The sequence below is a fragment of the Bacteroides sp. 41_26 genome, assembly GCF_949740115.1.
GTDB lineage: Bacteria > Bacteroidota > Bacteroidia > Bacteroidales > Bacteroidaceae > Bacteroides > Bacteroides nordii.
This window is the reverse complement of sequence record NZ_CATJGZ010000142.1, coordinates 1-4,594: the sequence shown is the minus strand read 5'-3', so window position 1 is coordinate 4,594 and position 4,594 is coordinate 1. Positions and strand designations below refer to the sequence as shown.

Here is a 4,594-nt window from a genome sequence, read left to right as displayed (position 1 = left end):
CCACAGAATAAGCCATGTCGGTTAATTTTTTTGGACAATAATGTTCCTCAGATATCATTGTATTATCAGCCAACGATTACTGATAGTATCTCTGAGGCTGATCGGAAAGATTGGGAAGTTAGCTATGATCTTGGAAAAAACTGGAGAAAACAGGTTAAAGGAAAGAAATTAAATAGCTCTTTGTTTAAGGTAGATATTACAGTATATCCGGAGTTGTCATTAAAGAATTTGGTAATAACTCAGATTTATCAAGTGCTGTTTAATTTGTCTCCGGCTATTGAAGTTTCGTTTTGGAAAGGGATGAAGTTGACTGCGCAAATGGTGATTCCTGTATATAATGACGGGTATGGATCGCGTGCGGGTAAAGTACACCCGGGATTTCTTACTCTGCAACAAACTGTTCGGCTGCCTTATAACATATGGGGTACGTTGGCAGTTGGTACTTTTAATGCCGGGAGATATGGGGCTGATTTGAAGTTGTTTCATCCGTTCAAGGATGAACGTTTTAGCGTAGAGGGACGGATAGGGACAACCGGGACTTATTATTGGGATGGTTTTGAATATGTATATGGAAGTAAACAAAGGCTTACGTGGAGTATTGGGGGCAGTTTTTATTGGCCCCAGTTTAATTTGCAGACCACTGTGAAGGCCGAGCAATATATATTGGGAGAAAGAGGAGTGAGAGTTGATGTGACTCGTCATTTCCGTTACACTTCTATTGGCTTTTTTGCAATGAAAGCAGAAGGTGTAAGAGCAAATGGGGGATTTCGTTTCCAGATTGCTCTTCCACCTTATAAATATAAACGAAAGGGATATATCCCACGTGTGACTCCGTCGAAGAACATGGGAATAGCCTATAATGCAGGAAATGAGCGGTATTATTATAAAGGATACAGAAGTTCACCGGATGATAACATAATGAATAATAATAGTTTTAACCCATATTTTATTAAATCAGAATTACTAAATTTTTAATTTTATTGAGATGAAAAAGAAAAGTTTTTTTAGAAGCTTTAATGCTAAAACGGCATTATTTGCAGTAATGGTCTCCGGAGCTTTACTGACCGGATGCTATAAGGATGACGGATTGGATGTAGAAGGACCTACTGGTGAAACAACTTTGCCTGCAGCAACTTATACGTTGAATGGTACTGTTATTGATGGTAAAACAGGAGAAGCTATTGATGGTGCTACTATTACAGTAACTCCAAGCACTGCTTTCACCGCAAAGAGTAACTCATTTACAGCTACTGTAGCACCGGGTGATGTTACTATTTCTGTGACTAAAGACGGTTATAAACCAGTTTCAAAAATTGTAACGATCAATGCTATTGCTGCCGGACAATCTGCTGTGTATTCACAGATTATCAGCATGGTGTCAACTACAGTACCTCCTGTTAGCAAAGTAGCTAAATATGATGTATCTGCTATTGCATTCTCTGAAGATAATGTTTCTGTTGCAGCTACAGCTAAATTATATGATGTAACTGGAGCTACAGAAGTTGCTATGCAAAATGTGGCTGCTGGCGCTTACAAATTAGTGGTTACTCCTGCTGATCAGAACAAATATGATGTGTACACTTCAATTGTAACTTTGGATGAAGTAGTTGTACCTGCTGATTTTGAAGGAAACCTGAAGAAAGTATTTGTAGCTTATCTGACTGAGAAAGTTGCTCCGGTAGAAAATGTTACTTACTCATATCATTTCACTGATCTTAGTGGAAATCTTTTCAATGTACAGAGCGCAAGCCTGACAGTTGATGGCGAGGTAGTAGCTACTATGGCTGGTTACCATACAATTAAGTATACTCTTCCGAAAGCTGATGCTGAAGGTCATGAATTTGCTGTTGTTTATACTTATTTGGATGAAGCTGGTGTAGAAAGATATGGCCGTGCTGCATTTGCACCGGGTAAAACTACAGGTACTGCCAATATTGATACTTCTGCTACCTCTTCTCCTTCAACAGAAGTGGGAGTAGGTGAAGATGGCAAACTGGTTGCTGGTAGTACAGTAACTGATGGTGGTACAATTATCGTAGACAATAATATTATTGCTACAATCGATGGTACTCCTATTGCAGAACCTATTTCTATTCAGCGTAAAGTTGCAGAAGAACTGGAAGACGAAACTGCACTTCGTGTTTATGAGGGTACACCTGCTGGAACTGTATTCTCAGAACCTATCAAGATTGCATTCAAAGATATCTACGGAACAGAACTGGGTGATTTGACTTTGATGTATAAGGAAGGTGACAACTGGGTTGAAGATACTAAGGGTGGTTCTGTAACTACTGGTACTTCTACTTATACAATGAATGTAAAACACTTCTCTACCTTCAAGGCAGATGCAAAAATGACTACAGTAGAAGCTCCTTCAACAACAGATGTAGATACTAAGACAATTGAAGTGAACAAGAAAAATGATGCAGATGACAAGATTACTGTGAAAGTGAAAATGCAGGCTGTAATCGGAACTGAGTTCGAGACATCTATCGTTGATGCAGTGAAGAAAGCCGGATTTACAAATACAATGGCTATACAGAAAATTGCTGAAATGGTTGAAAGCCGTCTGTTGGCACTTGGTTTGAGCAATACAGGTATTACTGAATATGAACAAACTCAGGATTTCGAATTAGCAGGACGTACAGCTTTCGTATCATATGACAGAGCACGTACTTATAAACTGGAAAGCTTTACCTTCACAGTTAACGGAAAGAACGTAGTTATCAATACGAAAACTGCTGTTAAGACAGAACTGACGAATCCGATATTGACTTATTATGGTCACGGACACTCTCACGGTGGTGACAACCTTTCTGGTGGTGGTATCATTGACGCTGAATAAAGAGGCTAAAGTTTGAACTGAAAGCATAAATAGGGATATCTTAAAATGGGTAGAAAACGTATTTATATTATTTTATTACTTGTTAGTATACCTGTTATGCTTTCAGCTCAATTAACCTATGGAACCACAGGATTGCTGCATGCTCCTTCGGCAGAGATGCAGAAAGATAAAACAGTAATGCTGGGTGCCAATTTTATGAATAAGGAGATAACTCCTCCTAAGTGGTATTACCACACGTACAATTATTACCTGAATGTAACTATAATGCCCTGGCTGGAAGTAGCGTATACCTGTACACTTTTCAAAGCCGAAGCATTGGGACTAAAACCTTATGGTTATACAGGGTTTACGAATCAGGACCGGTATTTCTCAATCCGGTTGCGTGCTTTAAAGGAAGGCCAGTTTTGGAAATACACACCGGCTGTGGTGATAGGAACTTCGGATCCGTTCACATCTTCTGGTGAAGTGGTAGCTCCTACGGGTGGAAATGGATATTACAGCCGTTTTTATTTAGCTGCAACTAAGCACATTCAACTGGGGAAAGAGACAATCGGGGTACACCTCTCTTATTTATATAATAGGAGAAAAGATTACCATTTAAATGGAATTGCGGCAGGTATTACATACAATCCGTCTTTTCATCCGCAGTTGCGGTTAATTGCCGAATATGATTCGAAGGATTTTGCACTGGGTGCCACCTATTTGCTGTTCAATCATTTGCATGCGCAGGTGGAGTTTCAGAAAATGAAGTATTTCACTGGTGGGTTGATGTTCAGGTTTTGCCTGAAATAAGGCTGTTGCAAGGAATGAAAGTGAATATGAATGAAAAGAGTTGAATATTAAAAACAAAAAACAATGAAAAATAAGTTAGTAATATTATCTTTATTGTTGGCGGGAACTGCTGCTTCGGTGTCTGCTCAGGAAAAAGAGAAGTACTACAGTGAAAACTGGAAGGACAATATCTTTGTGAGCGTTGGAGTGGGAGCACAGGCTTCAACCAATCCGGATTCCAAATTTAGCAAATCCATTACTCCGCTGATCAATGTATCGGTGGGTAAATTTATCAATCCTATCTGGGGATTTCGTGGACAGGTTTATGGATGGCAATCCAAACAGTTTACTGCATATCCGTTTTTGCAAACGGGTAACAAGGTAGAACGTAAGGAAAACTATGTTGGTATTAACCTGGACGGAATGTTGAACCTGACCAACTTGTTCTGTGGTTACAAGCCCGGACGTGTATTCGAAGGAATGCTTTTTGTTGGTCCGTCTATGAACATCGTGAAGAACTATGATGGCTGGAAGCCTGGTTATACAACCGGCGAAGGCGTAGCTCAACCTGACGGAAGTCTTTTGTATGAAACTAAGATAGATCCTGCAAAGACTACTCCGAATGATCATGAGTTGCGTTGTCTTGTAGGAGCAAGTGTTGGTTTGGGAGCTAAGTTTAATATCAATCCTAAATGGGCTATTGATATAGAAGCTCGTGGACAGGTGACTCCTGCTATTTTGGGTGCATATAGTAGTGCAAGTACAGATGGTTATCTGCACTTAACTGCTGGTTTCACTTATACATTCGGCGGTAAGAAATTTGTTGCAGGAGGTAAAGTAGATCAGAGCGCTATCAATGATGAATTGAACAGATATCGCGACGAACTGGCACAGGCTCAGACGGATCTGGCAGATGCAAAGAATGCATTGGCTAACGTGAAACCTGTGACTAAGGAAGTTGTGAAGGAAGTAGAAGTG

4 protein-coding genes are annotated in these 4,594 nt (G+C 39.9%); all 4 read left to right on the top strand.

The window, feature by feature from the left end:
* On the top strand, positions 1 to 975 hold a 975-nt coding region (locus QX565_RS20490; protein WP_289294201.1), incomplete at its 5' end, for a hypothetical protein.
* 10 nt (positions 976 to 985) lie between these two features.
* On the top strand, positions 986 to 2,845 hold the full coding sequence (locus QX565_RS20485; RefSeq protein ID WP_221648760.1) for a carboxypeptidase-like regulatory domain-containing protein: 1,860 nt from the start codon (positions 986 to 988) through the stop codon (positions 2,843 to 2,845).
* A gap of 45 nt (positions 2,846 to 2,890) precedes the next feature.
* Positions 2,891 to 3,637 carry a YjbH domain-containing protein gene (locus QX565_RS20480; protein ID WP_002561646.1) on the top strand — a complete coding sequence of 249 codons (747 nt, stop codon included), beginning with the start codon at positions 2,891 to 2,893 and terminating at the stop codon, positions 3,635 to 3,637.
* A gap of 63 nt (positions 3,638 to 3,700) precedes the next feature.
* A partial coding sequence (locus tag QX565_RS20475) for an outer membrane beta-barrel protein (RefSeq protein WP_289294199.1) occupies positions 3,701 to 4,594 on the top strand: 894 nt, incomplete at its 3' end.